This is a genomic window from Rectinema subterraneum, from assembly GCA_009768935.1.
GTDB classification, from domain to species: domain Bacteria; phylum Spirochaetota; class Spirochaetia; order Treponematales; family Rectinemataceae; genus Rectinema; species Rectinema subterraneum.
Genome location: WESA01000003.1, coordinates 12,558 through 30,825, shown reverse-complemented (window position 1 = coordinate 30,825; position 18,268 = coordinate 12,558). Strand labels below are relative to the sequence as shown.

17 protein-coding genes are annotated in these 18,268 nt (G+C 51.1%); 6 read left to right on the top strand and 11 right to left on the bottom strand.

Annotated features, from left to right (window positions below; all coding sequences use genetic code 11):
* Positions 1 to 60: 60 nt before the first annotated feature.
* Positions 61 to 2,253 (top strand): AAA family ATPase, encoded by a 2,193-nt coding sequence (locus GAP13_RS01700; RefSeq protein WP_241864264.1) that lies wholly within the window; start codon positions 61 to 63, stop codon positions 2,251 to 2,253.
* Here GAP13_RS01700 and GAP13_RS01695 read toward each other — a convergent pair.
* Positions 2,233 to 3,258 carry a hypothetical protein gene (locus GAP13_RS01695; RefSeq protein ID WP_158905547.1) on the bottom strand — a complete coding sequence of 342 codons (1,026 nt, stop codon included), beginning with the start codon at positions 3,256 to 3,258 and terminating at the stop codon, positions 2,233 to 2,235. The two genes, GAP13_RS01700 and GAP13_RS01695, sit on opposite strands and share 21 nt — an antisense overlap.
* A gap of 104 nt (positions 3,259 to 3,362) precedes the next feature.
* Here GAP13_RS01695 and GAP13_RS01690 point away from each other — a divergent pair, with 104 nt between their 5' ends.
* Positions 3,363 to 4,718, top strand: coding sequence for a bifunctional folylpolyglutamate synthase/dihydrofolate synthase (locus tag GAP13_RS01690; protein ID WP_158905545.1), 1,356 nt, complete (start codon positions 3,363 to 3,365; stop codon positions 4,716 to 4,718).
* Between the two features lie 15 nt (positions 4,719 to 4,733).
* On the opposite strand, the gene GAP13_RS01685 is transcribed toward GAP13_RS01690, so the two are convergent.
* Together GAP13_RS01685 and GAP13_RS01680 are read right to left on the bottom strand one after the other, a co-directional pair.
* Entirely contained in the window at positions 4,734 to 6,323 is a 1,590-nt protein-coding gene (locus GAP13_RS01685; RefSeq protein WP_222126119.1) for a DUF445 family protein, read from the bottom strand.
* A gap of 1 nt (position 6,324) precedes the next feature.
* Complete coding sequence (locus GAP13_RS01680; protein ID WP_158905541.1) at positions 6,325 to 6,699, bottom strand: hypothetical protein; 375 nt, start codon at positions 6,697 to 6,699, stop codon at positions 6,325 to 6,327.
* Between the two features lie 55 nt (positions 6,700 to 6,754).
* Between GAP13_RS01680 and GAP13_RS01675 the strand changes: the two genes are divergently transcribed.
* Positions 6,755 to 7,387 (top strand): hypothetical protein, encoded by a 633-nt coding sequence (locus tag GAP13_RS01675; protein WP_158905539.1) that lies wholly within the window; start codon positions 6,755 to 6,757, stop codon positions 7,385 to 7,387.
* Positions 7,377 to 8,420, top strand: coding sequence for a caspase family protein (locus GAP13_RS01670; RefSeq protein WP_306769185.1), 1,044 nt, complete (start codon positions 7,377 to 7,379; stop codon positions 8,418 to 8,420). Before GAP13_RS01675 ends, GAP13_RS01670 begins: the two co-directional genes overlap by 11 nt.
* 98 nt (positions 8,421 to 8,518) lie before the next feature.
* Here the strand turns inward: GAP13_RS01670 and GAP13_RS01665 are convergent, their stop codons facing one another.
* Positions 8,519 to 9,007 (bottom strand): TM2 domain-containing protein, encoded by a 489-nt coding sequence (locus tag GAP13_RS01665; protein WP_158905535.1) that lies wholly within the window; start codon positions 9,005 to 9,007, stop codon positions 8,519 to 8,521.
* Between the two features lie 158 nt (positions 9,008 to 9,165).
* Here GAP13_RS01665 and asnS point away from each other — a divergent pair, with 158 nt between their 5' ends.
* Both asnS and GAP13_RS01655 read left to right on the top strand, forming a co-directional pair.
* A complete protein-coding gene (gene asnS, locus GAP13_RS01660; RefSeq protein ID WP_158905533.1) occupies positions 9,166 to 10,566 on the top strand; it encodes an asparagine--tRNA ligase in 1,401 nt (466 codons plus the stop codon).
* 14 nt (positions 10,567 to 10,580) lie between these two features.
* A complete protein-coding gene (locus GAP13_RS01655; RefSeq protein ID WP_158905531.1) occupies positions 10,581 to 11,867 on the top strand; it encodes a D-alanyl-D-alanine carboxypeptidase family protein in 1,287 nt (428 codons plus the stop codon).
* 72 nt (positions 11,868 to 11,939) lie between these two features.
* Here GAP13_RS01655 and GAP13_RS01650 read toward each other — a convergent pair whose 3' ends face one another.
* From GAP13_RS01650 to GAP13_RS01620, 7 genes are all read right to left on the bottom strand, one after another.
* Positions 11,940 to 13,229: a TRAP transporter large permease gene (locus GAP13_RS01650; RefSeq protein ID WP_158905529.1), complete on the bottom strand. Its 1,290-nt coding sequence runs from the start codon at positions 13,227 to 13,229 to the stop codon at positions 11,940 to 11,942.
* Between the two features lie 10 nt (positions 13,230 to 13,239).
* A complete protein-coding gene (locus tag GAP13_RS01645; RefSeq protein WP_158905527.1) occupies positions 13,240 to 13,779 on the bottom strand; it encodes a TRAP transporter small permease in 540 nt (179 codons plus the stop codon).
* A 132-nt stretch (positions 13,780 to 13,911) separates the two neighbouring features.
* Positions 13,912 to 14,946 (bottom strand): TRAP transporter substrate-binding protein, encoded by a 1,035-nt coding sequence (locus GAP13_RS01640; RefSeq protein ID WP_158905525.1) that lies wholly within the window; start codon positions 14,944 to 14,946, stop codon positions 13,912 to 13,914.
* Between the two features lie 126 nt (positions 14,947 to 15,072).
* Complete coding sequence (locus tag GAP13_RS01635; protein ID WP_158905523.1) at positions 15,073 to 15,975, bottom strand: HhH-GPD family protein; 903 nt, start codon at positions 15,973 to 15,975, stop codon at positions 15,073 to 15,075.
* Positions 15,950 to 16,552, bottom strand: a complete 603-nt coding sequence (locus GAP13_RS01630) for an iron-sulfur cluster assembly scaffold protein (protein ID WP_186338806.1) — start codon at positions 16,550 to 16,552, stop codon at positions 15,950 to 15,952. The genes GAP13_RS01635 and GAP13_RS01630 overlap by 26 nt, the downstream gene beginning before the upstream one ends.
* The gene (locus GAP13_RS01625; protein ID WP_158905521.1) at positions 16,552 to 17,772 is read right to left on the bottom strand and encodes a cysteine desulfurase family protein; all 1,221 of its coding nucleotides are present in this window, start codon (positions 17,770 to 17,772) and stop codon (positions 16,552 to 16,554) included. The genes GAP13_RS01630 and GAP13_RS01625 overlap by 1 nt, the downstream gene beginning before the upstream one ends.
* A gap of 1 nt (position 17,773) precedes the next feature.
* Positions 17,774 to 18,238 carry an RrF2 family transcriptional regulator gene (locus tag GAP13_RS01620; protein ID WP_158905519.1) on the bottom strand — a complete coding sequence of 155 codons (465 nt, stop codon included), beginning with the start codon at positions 18,236 to 18,238 and terminating at the stop codon, positions 17,774 to 17,776.
* Positions 18,239 to 18,268 lie beyond the last annotated feature (30 nt).

The following is an 18,268-nucleotide window of genomic DNA, read 5'->3' as shown; positions in this document are numbered from 1 at the left end:
CTTTTCAGCCCTGGAGCTGTTGCGCATTCCCCCGAAAGTGGCGAGCCTCTCGCCAGCCGAATGCGCCCACGCACACTCGATGAGTTTGTGGGCCAGGAACACATTGTAGGGGAAGGCAGACTGCTCAGGCGTGCAATCCAGAAAGACCAGCTCAGCTCGGTGATATTTGCGGGGCCACCTGGCACAGGCAAAACAACGCTTGCACGCATTATCGCAAACACGACGAAAAGCCATTTCATTACGCTGAACGCGGTGCTTTCGGGCGTCGCCGACCTGCGCGAGGCGATCGAGCAGGCCAAGACCTATCGCGATATGTATGGGCGGAAGACTATTCTTTTTATCGACGAAGTGCACCGGTGGAACAAAAGCCAGCAGGACGCCCTCCTTCCATGGATTGAAAATGGAACAGCCATTCTTATTGGCGCCACAACAGAAAACCCATTTTTCGAAGTAAATCGCGCTCTTCTCTCCCGCTCAAGGGTTTTTGTGCTGAAGCAATTGACCCGCGACGACCTTTTCAGGGTGGCGCAAATGACTCTCGGGGATAAGGAACGGGGATATGGCCTCTACACCGTGGAATTCGAAGAGGGTGCGCTTGAACATCTTGTCGATACCGCCGATGGGGACGCGCGCAGCCTTCTCAATGCGCTCGAGCTGGCAGTCGAGACCAGCACTCCGCAATGGCCGCCCCCAGAAGGCTCGAAAATTTTCGTCAGTATGAGCGCAGCCGAGGAAAGCATTCAGCGCCGCGCTGTGCTGTACGACAAAGACGGTGATTACCATTTCGATACAATAAGTGCATTTATCAAGAGCGTGCGGGGCTCCGATCCCGATGCCAGCCTCTACTGGCTCGCCCGAATGGTCTATGCAGGCGAAGATCCCGACTTTATTCTGAGGCGGCTTCTCATTCTTGCCTCGGAGGATATAGGCCTTGCTGATCCGCAGGCTATCAATGTTGTGAGCGCATGTGCTCTCGCGTTCGACAGAGTAGGCCTTCCTGAAGGCCAATTCCACCTTGCGCAAGCTACACTCTACTGCGCGCTTGCCCCCAAATCCAATTCCACACTCGGCTATTTTGACGCGCTGCAGGCTGTCCAGAGCGAGCAGGCCGAGGTACCGGATCATCTCAAGGATGCAAACCGTGACAAGGCGGCTTTTGGCCACGGCGAAGGCTACCAGTACCCCCATGCGTACCGCGACCACTGGGTGGCTCAGCAATATTTGCCAGCTTCTCTTGCGGGAAAGCTGTTTTATTTCCCAAGCCAGATAGGCTTTGAAGGAACGAGGCGCGCTGAAGTATTGGTGCGACGCGAAGCGCAGCTTGCAGTTCTTCCGAGCGACATCGAGAACGAGAGCTCTTCACAAAGCCTGGTATGGTCAAAAGAAGGCGAATCCCGCACGCGCTGGAGAATTCGAAGCGAATTTTCCGCTACCGAACGATTACTTGCAATTCGCAAGGCTGTTTTTGACTTTGTGTTGCCCGCGCCGGTCGACAACATTCTCATCACTGACCCCCGCTTGGGTTTTTATGCAATGGAAGCGATTCGCCGCAGCAGCGAGGGGAAGGTGTTCGCTGTGCTCAATGATGAATCGGCGCGGATGCAACTCGAGAATCTCTCCAAAGCCATTACAGAAATATTGCAGCCCGAGATTCTGCTCTATGATGAATGCAACAATGGCTCAGAAGGTCCAAAGAAGATCTCCGCATTTCTGGAGGAAGCCCAGCCTGCGTTCATTCTTGTATGCGAAGTCGAAAGAATCCCCCTTAGCGTGATTGAAACACTCGCTTTCCAGGCAAAGCAAGCAGCTTCGAAAACAGCGCGATTTTTTGCTTTCGATATCGATGCATCGCGCTCTTCGATGTTGTCGGGCGCACTCTCGGCCGTCGCAAATCTAGGAAAAGAAGAAACAAAATTTCTCGAAAGGCTGAGAGAATTTGAACTGGAAAGGCAAGGCGGGCCGACTTACGCAGCAAAACCCCACACCCAGCAAAACCGCAGCAATTGGCGCGATGTGCTCCACCCTCATTTTCCGGAAGCAATATTGGAAAGCATAACGTTGAATGGCGCCTTTACGCGCCCAATCGACGATGAGGAACTTGCACAATGGCTCGATCCGGGAACCGCCTACGGGAAAGTCTTCCGATCGATATTTAATCAGAAAGACATAAAGATGATGGAAGGAATCGTCCAGCGGTACAACCGCTCCCCTTCCTGGCCAATATTCGTTTCCTTATACGAACTTAGGCTTTGATTGTTGCAGGCCAAATTTCCTGCCGATTTCTTCTGCGGTTTCGCGCACATTGAACTCATGGCACATCTGCTCGTAAAATCTTTCTGCTTGCATATCTATTTTCCAGGCCTCTCCACGAAGATATGCCGGAAACCATTGTTCAGCAAGAATTTTCCAGCTCTCTTCTTCCTGCTCGGGCACTATTGGGAAAAACCGTATTCCCGCCAGCTGCGCTGCGCGGAACATTGCGGCGGAAGCGCCAATTGCGACAATGCTTGAACGTTCGAAGCCAGCGGACATCGCCGCACGAAGGTATTCTCCGGGCTTGCCCCGCTCCTTGCCAGCAATCCTGAAAAAGCATTCACCAAGCCCGGAACTCTGCCACATTCTCATGGCGGATGATTCGGCAAGTGTACTATAGACAAGAACCTGCGATTGCGGCGCGATATATGACACGCTCCTCAGAAATTCCTCCGCAGTGCTGAAATGCGGCACTCTTCCTGTTTCCTGTATCAAGCCTTCCGCCATAGACAGCCAGTCGATCACCATCATCTCGACAGGATGCTTTTCATCCAGTCTGAGAAGATCTTCCGTACTACTCTCCGAAAGGCTGTATTTTTCGAGTGTCTTGATAACTACTGCTCGCTGCATTGAAGGTGAAAGGGTATTCAGTACACGCAGCGCAGCGAGAAGAATGACGAGAGGCGGCTCTCCCCTCAGAGAAGACTTAAGGGCCACAGTGCGCCATACTTCTCCGCTCAGCGAAGGATCGACATTGCCTCCGAAACACCCGATGAACGAAGGAAGGTACGCCGTCTCATGCCAATATCGATGAATATCGAACACCGCGCCTTCAGATTCAATGATGACGATGATTTGTTTATCATGCAGATGAAGAGGCTGGTCGACACGTACAGATTCTTCAGCCTGTGATGGAGGCTTTTGAGAAAAAGCTGTACCGCGGTTTCTTCTTCGACCAGATGGCTTTGCGGATGGCCCGATTTCAGCTGCATGGATTATTCTCACGCTGACCCTCGATATAGGTTATCGGCAACTCGTGTCATCGGCTTGATTGACTATGCATAGAGACCTTACTTGACGAATCCTTGCGCCAAACGCATGCTATACTTGTGAATCAGTTGCATTTCAAATCCATCGACGAGGTCTATGATTTTGTCCTTGGCTATGTGAATGTGGAAAAAGGACAAGCGACCGAATTCAAGCTCGACCGCATGAACTGGATGGCCAGCCAGCTCGGCGATCCGCACCTTGGGAGAATGACTATCCATGTCGCCGGCTCCAAGGGGAAAGGCTCAGTCGCAACATTCATCGCCAGCGCACTCGAAAGATCGGGCATACCCACAGGACTCTATACCTCTCCGCATATAATCTCCTGGAAGGAACGAATCACTCGCGCAGGCAAAGAGTTGCCCGACAATATCATTCTAAGGGCAGCCGATGAGGTCTTCGAGCTTGTCGAGGGGAAGACAGCCGATAATTTTTTCGGCGGCGAGCTGCCCACCTATTTTGAACTGACCACGCTTATCGCATTCTGCGCATTTCGCATGGCGGGATTCCAGGCGCAGGTCATTGAGGTTGGGCTTGGCGGGCGTCTCGATTCGACGAATATTGTTTCTCCCGATGTATGCGTGATTACCCCGATAGAGCTCGAACACACGCAGTTTCTCGGGTCGACTATTCGCCTCATCGCCGGCGAAAAAGCGGGAATCATCAAGAAAAAGGTCCCGGTTTGCACTATTCAGCCAAAAGCCGAAGCACTCGAAGTCATTGAAGCCAAGGCAGCAGCTATGGAGGCTCCCTGCCTGGTAGTCGGCCGTGACATCCATGTTTCCAGGGTTGAGGTCGATACTGAAGGCACGCATTGTGTACTCGAAGCCGACCAAAATGCGCCTTCTGCAGTGCATAATTTTCTGGGCGGCCGCCCGTGTCCTGTCCAGACGCAGCTCGTAGGTTCGATTTATGCAGGGAATATGGCTCTGGCAGGGCTAGCGCTCTCCCAGCTACCTGTCTCAATCCATTCTGAACACATGCAGGAAGGCTTCGCGAAAGCCTCAATGCTCGCTCGCTTTGAAATTGCTTCGCGAAATCCGTTTATTGTGCTGGATGGCGCGCATACTCCGGAATCGGTCCGGACAATCCTTTCGACTTTTCTGGAACTCGCTCCCTCGCCTCGAATATTGCTGTTCGGCTGCGCATACGACAAGCGCCATGATGAAATGGCCGATTTGCTCGCCCCTTCATTCGAAGACATTATCATTACCCGCCCGGGCAGCTTCAAACAGAGTACACCCGAAATTGTTTTTGAAAGTTTCCATAAAAGAAAAACGGACAGCGTGATCATCGAAGACACGGCGTTAGCCATTATAGAAGCAGTACGGCGCACTCAAGAGAAAGGTGGCAGTCTTCTCGTCACAGGCTCCTTTTATTTATGCGCAGAATATAAAAAGCTTCTTTCAAAAAGCTAGACAAAAGGTCGGCAGCTATAGAAGCGCAATCAAGCTTTGTATAAAGCCAATCATTGCGCCAAGAATTCCGCCCAGCCATGTGATCCATGCAAGCTCATGACTGACCACCTGGAGCACAATGCGCTCCACTTCTTTCATGTCAAGACTGTCGATTCTTTCGGCTACCATGCCCCTTATATCCATCGCTTCGACCAATAGAGGCATACGCGTTTCGATCAACTGGAGCAAGGCATTGGCGAGAGTATAAGAAATCTGCTCAATATCCTGCTCTTGAATTCCAAAGAATTCAGCGATTGTTTTCCCTTTGGCTGATTCCTTCAGTACATCGATAAAAAGTGTTCCTATCGTTGAGGAAGATATTTCTTTTTCGCTGTCTATGGCGCGGACAAAAGCAGAAAGGACAAACCCTGAAATATCCTCTGCGTTCATCCGGCCTCCTGCGAGCTCTTCGAGGCTGAGATCTGCGATATCATCGTACACCCGTTCAGCTCTCAGCTTGAGTTCGTCGGAAGATTCCTTGAGCGACTGCCCGATTGCTGAAGCTATGTTCTCTCGCTGCATGGAGGCTGCGGTGCTGGCTGGTCCTGTTTTTGCGCGGCGCGAGACGATTGTGGCGCATGCAGCTTCTGCCAGCCTCTCAGGCACTTCGGGGTCATCGAGCAGAAGTTCTATTGTTTTGATGAGGTCTTCAATTGTCTCAGGCATACTTTGCGAGATTCTCGTTTCATACCCGGCGAGCGAAACAAAGAGGCGCTGCACAGGTCCGAGCCGATCCAGCGCTCTTTTTACAAACGAACGGCCTTCGACTTCGAGGCGGGACCGGAATTCCTTGCTGCGAAGGAATTGCTTCAGTTCCGGCAAAAATAATGCATATGCAGGAGGAACCAGGCTGTCGGTGGCAACCCGAATTGTCGCATCGGGAGGCAGCTGCAGAAGCGCTGCCAATATTGGTCTCAAACGCGAATATCCTGATTCATTTTCGCTGTCTGTGCTCTGGACATGGACAATATCAGAGTCGACGCTCTGGCTCCCAATGGATCCCGCAGCCTTCATGATGCCTGCGACGAATTGCTGCTTCGAAACGAGCGACTGAAATTTCAGTCTGCCAAGTCGCGTTATGAATTCAGCAAAAATGTGTTGGATCGCAGTCTGAATGTCCGCCGAAGCGACCAGACGCCTCAGCGATTCGATAATTTGGTGTGCAAGCGAAGAGCCTGCTGCAGAGTCTTCAAGGGCAGCCTCTGCATCTTCCGAACTTATCTGTTCGCTGTGCCGCATCAAAAACAAGCGCTCAGCATCCTGGTCCAGAAAACCTTTTATTGCGATGCTTACAGCCTTTGCTGCTGTCTTTTGAATCTGCGGAGAATGAATCCTGTCTGTAATTACTTTCGGGGTCAAGAGTTCCTGAGCAACCGTATCTCCAAGGCTTTCTGCGAGCCGCTCGCGCTCTCGCGGCAGGATGCCGGGCGTAAATGGAACTTTTATGCCGCCAATCCGGATTTCCTTGTAGGGTCGGAACAGCATTTTGATTGCAAGCCAATTCGTAAAGTAACCGATAATAGCGCCTATAAGCGGCGGAATAATCCAGCTTCTGATGAAATCCATATCACTCCATCCTGCGGGCAGCGTTTCTGGCTTGCGTCTCGGTTGGATAGGTATGTGCGTCTCTAATTGAGACCCAGCCGCTCTGGCCTGCATTCTGGACCTTGAACCAAAGCGTTCCCTGTTCGTTCTCGGCAGTACTGAAGCGGCTTTCCTCGATTTTGAGCACAGTTCCTTTCCGGAGAATACCTTTATCCAACGAGGCGCTGGCTGGTTCGGCCTTCATCTGACAATACAGAGATGAGATGACGAGCCATTTTGCACTTCCTGTTATGCTGCCATCTTCGGGCAGGCGAATGCGAGGCTTGCATGCCGCCATGCCTGCCAGGAGAAGACTTGAGGCAAATATTAATGACAAAATTGCAGCAATTTTCTTCACACAAAACCCTGCCTGGTGACGCAATTTGCAAAATCGGCTATATTGAACAATAATCATGCAACGCTTTATGGGCAAGACGAGGAAAGCTGGTTTGGTCGCAGCTTTCATAATTCTTCTGTTTTACGCGAACGCAATGAATGCTGAGGCTCAGCCCACGCTCGAAGCTCAATTCTTATATGCGAATGCGTGGACATGGACTTCGGCTACTGCTTTTTCCCGCCACACGGGATACGCATTTTCTCTTGATGCACAATGGTTGTTCCCCTTGCGGCTCAGTTCAAGCGCGCAAGAAGAAAATCGCGGGATTTCACTGATGTTCGCGGCTGGAGTCCATGCCCAACATGTGAATATGGGCGCTTCTGTTTGGCTTGCTGATGGATCAAGATACAGGGCATGGAATGCACTCGGTTTCGGGCCGGAAGTAGGAGTGGGCATCCAGTTTGCTGGCCTGTCGGTAGGAAGGAAACAGATATTTGCATTATCGGCAGGGCCAATCGCGAATTTTGCTAACTATACTTCGACAACCCTTTACAACGCCTACTGGTCGGGCTATTTGAAATTGTCGTGGGAAGCCGAAATCGACCGGCATTGGGCGCTCGATGTCTCTTTGCCGGTGGAGATTGGCAGTCGGTCTGATGGAACGAGCGTGATTGCTGCTCTTGGCGCGGGAGTTCAGTATGTATTTTGAATCGGGAAAAGCGCTAGAGCAGCACCGGCTAAAGCCCGTGCGCGAAAAAGGCGCATTGACGATGCAACGCTTGCGTGCAAAAAGACACCTCTCGGGTATTGGCTCATTGGTTCCGCTTTTAGTTTTATCAGTGATTTTGATGCTCACGGGGTGCGAGCTATTTCCGAAAAGTGCAAGTTCGTCCCCCGGGGTCAAATATGCGATAATTGTTGGAATAAATGATTATATATATTTGCCATATGGACGAAATAATGACCTATCTTATTGTGTCGCTGATGCAAATTCTATGAAAACAATGCTGGAAGAAGCGGGCTGGACAGTAAAACTCATTACTGCAGAATCGAATGAAAGCACTAACAGGTTTGCAACAAAAAGCGCCATCGAAAGCGCTTTGAACAATGTCCCTAGCGATGCTGAATCATTCATGTTCTATTATTCCGGTCATGGCTCTGGGGGATTTGATCCTGGAGAGGCATATATTATCCCGAGCGATTGGGATCCGCGAGCATTCAACTTTACAGATCGCATGATCTCTACCAGCGAGTTTGCATCATTGCTTGAAAAGGTGCCGGCCAAGAACAAAATAGTCATTCTCGACTCCTGCTATTCCGGCGGGTTTGTGAATCCGGCAGAGTCGAGCGATGCCGTGCCTGGCAATGTTTCCTCTCAGCAAATTTCCTCTAGCATCGATATGTTTCTGAAATTTGGAGAGCTTCTTGCCCTCAATGCGCAATATCGCAGCGCAGATGCATCATTGGCTCCCTTGACCATATCCGCAGCTGGCTGGGATGAAGAATCCTGGGAGCAAGGCTCTCCAATATACCATGGCTTATTTACGTATTATCTTCTAAAAGCTGCAGAAGTGAATGTGGAAGGCCGAATGCCAGGCGATGCCGACGGCGACAATGTGCTTTCCTGCCTTGAAGCGTACAATTATGCAAAAAAGGCGCTTGAAAAGACAAATTATCGCTATTTACCCCACATCTCCGGAGGCCTGCGCGATTTTGCCCTCATCGACAATCGCGGGAATTAGCTTCGGCGCGAGGCGTTCGCTAGTGACCAGAGCCATGCGCTGCCGAGCGCTCGACGCGCCCAGCAAAGCCTGCGCTTCTGCGCCTCTGAACTCAATTTTCAATCAATAAAATCGGCATTTTCCTTTGAAAATTCAGGAAAGAAATAGACAAGAACACCCGAACTGCGAACGCGCACCTGCGCGATACCCTTTTTGGCAAGGCTGTCGAGCTGCTTCTGAGCTTCCTCGATCGAAATATTCGCCTCTATCGCAACTTCGCCCGCAGTGACCATGCCATTGTTGGCTTTGGCAATCCTGAGAATCACTCGCTCTGGAGTCTCGGCTGGCCGCACCCGCGCAATGAACCCGCTGCCCGCGCCGTACGCATCATATCCAAGGGCCTCCCTCGCCGCATACGCAATATTCGCCTCGCGGACCTGGTTTGGCAGGGTAAACAAATCATATATGCAGCCGACACCGCCAAGACCGCCTGTGAGCAGCCACAGAAGCCCTGTACCTGTCTTTCCGAGATAAAACCTGTGGAATCCAAGAGCCCCGAAGCCGGAAATAAACCACAATAAATATGCCGTCGACAAACTGTATCTCACGCTCCACTCCGATAATGCATTCATTCTAAAGCTTAGACATAACTGCCGCGCAAGCCTATGGGATTTGACCACGATGCGCCTGTCATGCTACAAAGAAGTATATGCTTTTTGCAGCATGACGAAAAGTCATGTCTGACGCTTTTTTTCGGGAGATTCACATGACGCTTCTTCCAACTATCAAGCAATTGCTCGCGATGGAGCCTATCGGACAGGAAGTGACCATCCGCGGATGGGTGCGCACAAAGCGCGAAACGAAGCAATCCACTTTTATCGAAGTGAACGATGGCTCCTGCTTGTCGAATATTCAATGTGTGGTGGAGAGTGCTCTCCTTGAAAATGAAGCCCTGAAGTCCATGCTTGCGCGGATAGCTACAGGCGCGAGCGTTGAAATTGCAGGAAAACTTGTTCCTTCCCCCGCAAAAGGCCAAAAAGCCGAGGTCTCCGTCATTCGCGTGAAGCTTATCGGTGAAGCGCCTGCAGACCGCTACCCCTTACAAAAAAAGGCGCACAGCCTTGAATTTTTGCGCGAACTCGCCCACCTGAGAGTGCGGACGAATACCTTCGGAGCGGTCGCGCGGGTACGCAATCGCATGGCCTTTGCAATTCACCAGTTTTTCCAGGAACACGGCTTTTACTATGTGCACACCCCTATCATCACCGCAAGCGACGCGGAAGGCGCAGGTGCAATGTTCCAGGTCACGACGCTCGACCTCGATGCGCTCGCAAAATCGGGCGGCCCTGTGGACTATGACAAGGATTTCTTCGGCAAAAGAGCGTATCTCACAGTTTCCGGCCAGCTCAATGTCGAAACATATTGCCAGGCGCTCTCTCGCGTCTATACCTTCGGCCCGACCTTCCGCGCGGAGAACTCGAACACGACCCGGCATCTGGCCGAATTCTGGATGATCGAACCGGAAATGGCATTCGCCGAGCTATCCGATAACATTGCGCTCGCGACCGAATTCATCCAGTACCTCGTCGCAGTCGCGCTCAAGGACTGCGCTGAAGACATTGCATTTTTCGACGAGCGCATCCAGCCCGGGCTGCGCGAATCGCTCGAAAAAGTAGCGCAGACGCCCTTTGCGCATATGACCTATACCGATGCGGTCCGCGAACTCGAATCGGCAAACACACAATTTGAATTCAAACCGTATTGGGGTTGTGACCTTCAGAGCGAACATGAAAAATACCTTACCGAAAAAGTCGTCGGCGGGCCTGTCGTTGTCACCGATTACCCGAAAGAAATAAAAGCCTTTTACATGAAGCAGAATGAAGACGGCAAAACGGTCGCTGCAATGGATGTGCTTGTTCCTCGATTCGGCGAAATAATCGGCGGATCCGAGCGCGAATGGCGGCTTGACGTGCTGGAAAAGCGCATTGAAGAGCTGGGATTGTCGAAGGAAGTCTATAGCTGGTATCTGGATCTGCGCCGTTTCGGATCGACGCCTCATAGCGGGTTTGGCTTGGGGTTTGAACGCCTGCTTCTCTATGTGACCGGCATGACGAATATTCGTGATGTCATCCCATTCCCGAGAGCTCCGCGCCAGGCCGAGTTCTGATCCGGGATGCAAGAATGAAATATTTTAGATCAAAAAGGCTAGATGGCGTGCGCAAATTTCGCCAATTTATTGCATTTTTATTCTTTTTTGAGCTTTTTGCGATAGCGAACGCATCAGCGCTTTCTCTCGATGAGTACAGTCAGTTTGGTGTCGAAATAGCTCGGCCTCCATCGCTGAATGCACGGTCAGCGATTCTCATAGACGCAGCGACAGGAACTGTTCTCTATGAAAAGAATGCTGACATCGCTCTGCCGCCCGCAAGCCTGACGAAGCTGGTCACCCTTCATCTGGCGATGGAAGAGATCAAAGCGGGCAGGCTTTCTCCTGACGAGATGGTCGAAATCGACGCCCGGGACTGCTCGCCATACATCCCCTATGGTTCATCGCTCATGTATCTGCGCCCAGGGATGAAGGTAAGCATTCGGGATCTTATGCTGGGTGCAGCTGTTGTCTCCGGAAATGATGCGGCATATGCGCTTGCAAGGCGAATTGCGGGCTCGAACGAGCGTTTCGCCGAGATGATGAATAAAGCTGTGGCCGAAATGGGATTCGATCGCATGACATTTGTGGAACCCAGCGGCTTGTCTGAAAAAAACCTCGTAACCGCTCGCCAGTTTGCGCTTTTCAGCAAACGATATATCGAGCTGCATCCTGAGGCGCTGAAAGAGCTGCACTCTGTCAAATCCATAAAATTCCCGAGGCCGGAGCACGCAACCACGGAATACCATCCCGATGGCATCATTATCCAATATAACCGCAATCCTCTCATTTTCAGCTACGATGGCGCTGATGGCCTAAAGACAGGCTATATTATAGAAGTCGGATACAATATGGCCGCAACTGCCCAGCGGAACGGGACACGATTTATAGCCGTATTGCTTGGCGGTTCTTCGACCCCGTACGCAAATGGCACCGCAGTGCGCACAAAAGACACAAAGGCTCTCCTGGACTGGGCATTTTCGAATTTCAGCACAGCAAGGCCCGGCTATATTGCGCCAAAACCCTTGCGTGTATGGTTCGGAAAGACCATTCAGCTTTTGCCTGAGCCCAATGGAGAAGCTGCTATCACCGTGCCTTCATCGCTCAAAGATCGCGTCTGGGCTAGAATCGAATTGCCTAAAACCGTCAGGGCGCCTATCCAGAAAGGCCAGAAAATTGGACGTATTGTCTATGAAATTGACAAGAAAGAAATTGGCTCCGTAGACCTTGTCGCTCCCACAGAGATTCAACGCGGCGGCTTTTTCAGAATATTGATCGATACAGTGCTACGATTCTTCGCTTTTATTTTGGGGAAGGTCTGACGCATGCGAAGGCTGCCTCGCTTCAGTGCGTGGCAGCCTTTTTTCAAGCCTGCTATCAGCAAGGCGTTGGCCCTATTTTACAAACCCCAGCAGCCTCGGCAAGAAAAGCGAAATCTCAGGAATATATGCAACAATGAAAAGCGCAATTACTTCCATAATTATAAAAGGGAAAATGGCTTTCGACAATTTTGCAAGGCTGATTTTAGAAATCGAACACGCGACGAATAGACACGCTCCTACCGGCGGCGTCATAAGTGCAATATTGAGCGACAGCACCATGATGATGCCGAAATGGATGGGCTGATATCCCAGGCTCACCGCAATCGGATGGAGGATTGGCCCCAGGATGATAAGCGCTGCGGCAATATCCATGAACATGCCGACAACCAGCATGAGAAGAAGAATCAGCAGCATAACAAGCTTCGGATCGCGCGTCGTCGAAATAAGAAAGGCAGCAATCGCCTGCGGCACCTGATTGATCGCCAAAACCCAGCTCAAAATACTCGCGGTTCCAATAATCAGAAATACAGTACCGGTTACGCGCGCTGTTTTTACAAGCATGGGCGCAATATCTCGCAATTTTATCGATTTGAGCACGAAGAATCCGATAATCAGCGCATAGAACACCGCCACCGATGCTGCTTCAGTCGGCGTAAACAATCCCGAAAGTATCCCACCCAGTATAATAATTGGCATGAGCAGAGGAATAATCGCATCTTTCGTCGCGATGAGCTTTTCTTTGAACGTGGTCTTCGGCCCTTTTGGATAGCCGCGCTTGAATGAGAGATACGCAGACATGACCATGAGGAGCGCTGCCAGCAAAAACCCCGGCATGAATCCGGCAGCAAATAAGCCCGCAATCGAGACATTCATGAGCGAGCCATAAATGACCATCATATTCGAAGGGGGAATAGTTGGGCCAATTATTGAAGAAGCAGCGGTCACCGCTGCAGAAAAATCGACATCATAGCCATCTTCGACCATTGCCGGGATGAGCATAGTACCAATCGCGGCAGTATCCGAAACCGCAGCTCCCGTCATTCCCGCAAAGAACACCGATGCTAGTATGTTCGCGTGAGCAAGGCCGCCTCGCCAGTGCCCGACGAGCACATTCGCAAAATGTACAAGCCGCCTCGTAATGCCAGCTTTATTCATGAGCTCGCCAGCGAGAATAAAAAATGGCATTGCCATGAGCGTGAACATGTCGAGCCCGGTAAAGAATTGCAAAGGCGCCATTGAAAGGAGGCCTACCCCGCTTCCCATAAGGAGGAGCCCCACAACCCCGGCAATCCCCAACGTAAATCCGATCGGCACACCGATCACCAACATTGCAAAGAACACAATCAGAACGGAAACAATCATATAGAGCCCCTTAGATGTCGATGTAACCCGTCGTCGATGTAGTCAGCCGGCCATTCGGATCAGCAAGAATCATTATGCTGACAAGAATTATCTGAATTGTAGCCAGGATCATGGCAAGCGGAACCGCAAGTTTCGGCAAGACCATAGAAATGCCCAAAGCCTGGGTCATCTGCGATTTGGCCTCGATGGTAGCTCCAGCTGAATAGACCGACATAAAAACCAGAAAGGCAAAAACGAAGAAATTAACGAGCATAGCAAGCGCTTTTCTTGCATTCGGCTTTTTCATCGAATCCAGAATAACTGTAAGTCCTACATGTTCACCGGCGCTCACCCCGAGGCTTATGGCCAAGCTTGCACCCCAAATCATCAGATAGCGCGCCAGCTCTTCGGTAAAATTCAGAGGCGAATTCAGCACATAGCGAAAAAACACTCCAAGGAGCACATCGATGGTCATAGCGCCAAAAACAATCGCACATAAAAAACTGACAATCTTGTCAATGAGCGCAGAAATGCGCCTTACCGATCGGGAAACCGGTTTTTCGTTTTCCATGAACATACCTCAGCATGAAAGATGCCTGATTCAATATGGAATAGAAGGGCGCCACCCGACCTGGCCAGGTGGCGCTATAATTGCCAATCAATCAAATAATTGCGAGCCCGCGAGAATTTTCGCCCGAATCACTCAATAGCCGAGCTCTTTTTCTGCCTTGTCGATGGCGTCGAAGAATTTGTCCACCCATATCTTGCCCTCATCCTTGTACTGGGAGAGCATAAATTCTCTGGCAGCCGGAACTGTGGCATCGCGGAAAAGCTTCATCTCTGCCTTGGTAGGCACATATACTTGCAACTTTTCAGCCAGTGTCGGAAGACCTTTTTCGGTCGAATCGATGATTCTGGAAAGGCCGCGCCCTGCCACAATTGCAGTGCGAGCTGCATCATCGACGACATTCTTGAGCTCATCCGAAAGGCTGTTGTAGAACTTCGGATTGATGACCCAGACATAGGGCGCATACAAATGATTGGTGAGCGTAATGTATTTCTGCACTTCCTGCAGTTTTGCCATAGCGATAATGGAAATCGGGTTCATCTGGCCATCGACGACGCCCGTCTGAAGGCTGGTGTAGACTTCAGCCCATGCGATGGTGGTCGGAGAAGCACCGAGCGCCTTTACAATCGCCTGGTGAAGAGGAAGCGCCATCGTCCGCAGCTTGATGCCCTTCATGTCCGCTGGCGACTTGATTGGCTTTTTCGAGTTTGTGATCGCGAAAAATCCACCCGATTCGCCGAAACCAAGCACATGGAATCCTGCCTTTTTCTCGATATCAGCAGCAAGCTCCTTGCCGAAATCGCCATCGTAGACTTTATAGCCGACATTGTAGCTCGAGAACGCGAAGGGCATATTGGTGACATCGATCAAAGGATAGAACTGAGCCATGCCGCCAGAAGAGGAAATGAATGACTGCACGACACCGGACTTTACCTGCACGAGCGTTTCAGCTTCCTTTCCAAGGACGCCGTTCGGGTAGAGCTCTACCTTGATCTGGCCGTTCGATTTGCTTTCGACTTCGCTTTTGAATACTGCAGCCATTGCTGCAGAGGCGACATCGTATGGCTGCTGGGGATTGAGGTGCGCAAGCTTGAGGGTGATCTGGCCGAAAACCGCACTAGGCACCAAGAGCAGCATCAGGGCGAGTACCGTGTAGACTGTTCTTTTCATGAAAGCCTCCAAAAAGTGTATTAAATTAGCATAGAATATGCTTGCAAATAAAGATTCGTCAAGTAGTAAATATTTATTCTCTGTTTATGAATAATGTTGCATTATTGCGTTCGCATTGTGCTAGCGTCACGGTAAATTGAGCAAAATTGAATCAGCTGCCGCGCTCTCTGGCCATCGTGCACTCTCTGGCCCCTCCGCGCTCTCCGTAGTCTGTATCTCCAAAAACCCTTCCTGGGCAAGCTGCAGTGCACAGGAATATATCCTTTCAGGATCTGTCAAAAGGCGTTCCGCGACGATATCAACTGGAAGAGGAGATGTTTCCAGCAAACTTTTAAGAATCGCACCTCTGATCTGCCGCATCGAGCCATTGAAGGGAGGTTGCGGTCGGTACTTTTTTGCCTGCTTTCCGAAATTTCCTTCGTTTTGTTTGAGCCATGCACCATAATCCATGAGAGCTGAATACCATGCGCGCGGGTTTTGCCGGTCGAGCAAACGCTGGCCGATTTTCTCGAGATCTCTGTCGGACACTGTGCCGTCGGTCTCTCTGCTCAAGCCAGCAGAGAAATGCCGTATAAAAACCGTGCGAATGTTCGTCTCGAGAAACACCGAAGCAATGTTGAACGCGAATGCAAGCACCGCTCGGGCTGTGTAGACGCCCACGCCCGGCAGGCTTCGCAAGGCTTCTTCTGAGGGCGGGACGGCGTCTTTGTACTCGAGGGCCAGAATCCGGGCGGCTTTTTGAAGATTCAGTGCCCTTCTGTTGTACCCAAGTCCGCTCCATGCCCTCAGTACTTCGCTCAAAGGAACAGCGGCGAGTGCAGAAGGGACTGGAAAGCGCTCCATCCAAAGAGGAAAAATCTTTGAAACACGCGGCACCTGTGTCTGCTGCAGCATCACTTCCGAAACGAGAATCGCCCATGGGCTACTCGTTTTGCGCCATGGCAGATCGCGATAGTGCTCCCTCCCCTTTTCGAGGATGAACGTCCGCGCACCAGCAATATCCTCAGCTGTAGATATGGACAAATTCATGCAGGAGTTCTTCTGCCTTTGTTTTGCATGAGCCGCAGACTGTACCAATCTTCGTGGCTTCCTGAAGGCTATGCCAGTCGTGGGCGCCCTGCCTGACCGCTTCTTCTATGTCCTTGTCCGTGATATTGAGGCATTTGCAGATGATCTGCGCATCTTCGCCTTTGAATTCGCCAGCTCTGCCATGCTGCTCGAGGTATACATCGATTGCCGCCCTGAGTGCCTTGTCGCCGAGCACTGAACAGTGGATCTTGTTTTCAGGCAAACCGCCGAGGCGACTTGCTATGTCTGCGGGCTTTATGTGATATGCATCTCGAATATTCATGCCTCTTATGGTTTCCGAGAGCATAGATGTGCTTGCAATGGCGGAAGCGCATCCATATGTTTTCCATCGAACATCAGCAATGATATCGTTTTGGATTTTGAGCATGAACATCATCTGATCGCCGCATTTTATATTGCCGACCATGCCTTCAGCGTCCGGTTTGAAATCTTTATCTTTATCGGGATCGAAGACATTGCGCGGATTGGTGAAATGATCCTTTACAATGTCGGAATACAACCATTGGAATGCGTCCATTATTTTGCTCCCTCCGGATGCGCTCCTTCTGTGCGTATCTCTCCTATGATTTCCTCAGCCGGCACTGTAGACATGCGCCGCAGGCGAGCGATGATCGGCGGCAATTTATCTGCCACATATCGTACATCATCTTCAGTCGTGTACTTTCCAAGCGAAAAGCGAATTGAGCCATGCGCCAATTCCGGGCCGAGCCCGATTGCCATGAGCACATGCGATGGGTCAAGACTTCCCGAAGCGCATGCGCTTCCTGTACTCACTTCGATGCCCTCGAGATCTAGCGAAAGCAGAATCGACTCGCCCTCAGCTCCCGGGAAAGAAACATTGAGCGTGTTTGGCAGCACTTCTGTTGGGTGGCCGTTTATGCGCACATTGGGCACGCGCTCAAGAATCAAGCCACGGAGCATAGCTCTCAATCTGCTGACATTCTGCCCATATTCTGCAAGCTCTGCACGTGCCAGCCGCGCAGCCTCTCCAAAGCCCATTATTCCCAAGTTGTTATAGGTGCCGGCTCGCACACCATCTTCCTGATGTCCTCCGCGGATGAGTGGCTCGATCGGTGCCCGCTCGCGCACATAGAGCGCACCAATCCCTTTCGGACCATAGATTTTATGGCAGGAAAGCGTGAGGTAATCCACTCCCCAATCTTCGACCGAGACCGGAATCTTGCCTGCTGCCTGCGTTGCATCAGTGTGAACCAGGGCACCCTGCTCTTTTGCAAGCTTTGCGATCGTCTTGATATCTTCGATTGTTCCGATTTCGTTATTGGCTGCCATGACGGAAACCAGAAGCACATCAGGGCTCAATTCCGCGCAATATGCATCCATATCGACGCGTCCATCCCTATCGACAGGGAGAAACACTACAGGGAACCCTTCATCGCGAAGGTGAGCCGCCGAATTGAGCACACATGGATGCTCAATGGACGTCGTGATGATTTTCCGGCGCTTTTGGTTTCGCCCGATCAGAAACATGGTATTAAAAACCGTATTGTTCGATTCCGATCCGCCGGAGGTGAAATAGACTCTCGAAGGATTCTGTGCACCGATGAGCGCAGCTACATGTGCCCTTGCTTCCTCGATTTCGGCGCGGGCAACTCGACCCAGTTCATGCATGCTCGAAGCATTGCCATATACATCGAGCGTTCTGACCATGAGGTCTCGCACTTCCGGCCTCAATGGGGTCGTCGCATTGTAATCCATATACACATAGCGCGCGTTCATTTTAGTTGCTCCTGTTGTTCATTCTCGCTGGAGCTGGACGCTTCCGGAATGCCGATAAAGAATCCGAAAGCCCCGGTTCAGCTATTTCAGCAAGAGTGACTGACGCAAGATACTCATCGACAGTCTTTTTAAGCCCAAGCCAGAAACGCCGTGGAAGACACCCTTCAGATACAACGCAAATCGTTGCATTATCAACACATTCCACGGGTCGAATTTCCCCTTCTGTCGCTTGCACGACTTCGCTCATCTGGATGATGCTGGCTGCTCTTGCAAGCCTGTAACCGCCGCTGCGCCCTCTGTCAGATATAACGAGCCCAGCACTTTTGAGCTGACTCAGTATTGCTTCGAGGTACTTGGCTGGAATATGTTCTGCTTCAGCGATAGTCGCCACACTGGCTGAGCCTGCATGTACAAGGTGTACAAGGGCGCGGATTGCATATTGAGTCTTTGTCGGCACTTGAAACATGGTAAATTCCTACTAAATTGCTGTGAATAT

Excerpts from the sequence above, each read along its gene's own strand:
- GAP13_RS01670 (WP_306769185.1), top strand. The coding sequence starts at position 7,377 with ATGTATTTTGAATCGGGAAAAGCGCTAGAGCAGCACCGGCTAAAGCCC.
- GAP13_RS01635 (WP_158905523.1), bottom strand. The coding sequence starts at position 15,975 with ATGAATTTGTCCATATCTACAGCTGAGGATATTGCTGGTGCGCGGACG.
- GAP13_RS01625 (WP_158905521.1), bottom strand. The coding sequence starts at position 17,772 with ATGAACGCGCGCTATGTGTATATGGATTACAATGCGACGACCCCATTG.
- GAP13_RS01620 (WP_158905519.1), bottom strand. The coding sequence starts at position 18,238 with ATGTTTCAAGTGCCGACAAAGACTCAATATGCAATCCGCGCCCTTGTA.
- GAP13_RS01640 (WP_158905525.1), bottom strand. The coding sequence starts at position 14,946 with ATGAAAAGAACAGTCTACACGGTACTCGCCCTGATGCTGCTCTTGGTG.
- GAP13_RS01700 (WP_241864264.1), top strand. The coding sequence starts at position 61 with ATGCGCCCACGCACACTCGATGAGTTTGTGGGCCAGGAACACATTGTA.
- GAP13_RS01655 (WP_158905531.1), top strand. The coding sequence starts at position 10,581 with ATGAAATATTTTAGATCAAAAAGGCTAGATGGCGTGCGCAAATTTCGC.
- GAP13_RS01675 (WP_158905539.1), top strand. The coding sequence starts at position 6,755 with ATGCAACGCTTTATGGGCAAGACGAGGAAAGCTGGTTTGGTCGCAGCT.
- GAP13_RS01630 (WP_186338806.1), bottom strand. The coding sequence starts at position 16,552 with ATGGACGCATTCCAATGGTTGTATTCCGACATTGTAAAGGATCATTTC.
- asnS (WP_158905533.1), top strand. The coding sequence starts at position 9,166 with ATGACGCTTCTTCCAACTATCAAGCAATTGCTCGCGATGGAGCCTATC.
- GAP13_RS01685 (WP_222126119.1), bottom strand. The coding sequence starts at position 6,323 with ATGGATTTCATCAGAAGCTGGATTATTCCGCCGCTTATAGGCGCTATT.
- GAP13_RS01650 (WP_158905529.1), bottom strand. The coding sequence starts at position 13,229 with ATGATTGTTTCCGTTCTGATTGTGTTCTTTGCAATGTTGGTGATCGGT.
- GAP13_RS01645 (WP_158905527.1), bottom strand. The coding sequence starts at position 13,779 with ATGGAAAACGAAAAACCGGTTTCCCGATCGGTAAGGCGCATTTCTGCG.